The sequence below is a fragment of the Bartonella sp. AP57NXGY genome (genome assembly GCF_042195805.1).
In the GTDB taxonomy this organism is placed as follows: Bacteria; Pseudomonadota; Alphaproteobacteria; order Rhizobiales; family Rhizobiaceae; genus Bartonella.
Genome location: NZ_JBHIOZ010000721.1, coordinates 1 through 505 on the forward strand (window position 1 = coordinate 1; position 505 = coordinate 505).

General features: G+C 46.3%; 1 pseudogene. It reads right to left on the minus strand.

Annotated elements, in window-relative coordinates:
- Positions 1 to 211: 211 nt before the first annotated feature.
- Positions 212 to 505, minus strand: a pseudogene (locus ACFIL8_RS12800) (DNA primase); the annotation flags it as partial.

A 505-nucleotide genomic window follows, 5' to 3' on the forward strand; every position in this document is an offset into this window, starting at 1 on the left:
AAGGGGGGGGTGTTTTGCGCCGTTGTTGGAGCGATCTTTTTTTGTTTCCGTCTGGGAGCAGAGAATCTAGGGTTGAGCAGGCTTTGGTTCGCGAAGGATTGGGTGTTTTTCATCATTTGTGGATTGATCCTTCCTGTTGTTTCTGTGGGAGCAAGACGTGTGCGTGTGTGAAGGCGGAGGCGTTTTTAAAGAGAGTGGGGTTTATAGGGCATTACAGATAACGTCGAGGGAATGATTGTTCAAAAGAACAGCGATAGCGATAAGTTTGGGGATCAAACCAAAGCCCTATTTTGCCTTCAAAATCACCAGAACGTTGTTTGGCAATATTCATAATGACACCTGGGCGTTTGGCTAAATCTGCTTTTTCTTGTGCGAGAGAGGCGGCAAAGATTTTATCTTCCAACGACCGATTGCGCCAAATGGTGATGATGTTAAAGGCATTGGCACCAATTTCTGAGGCGCCTTTAATGTCTTCTGTGCTGGGGATATCTTTATCCAGACCGCC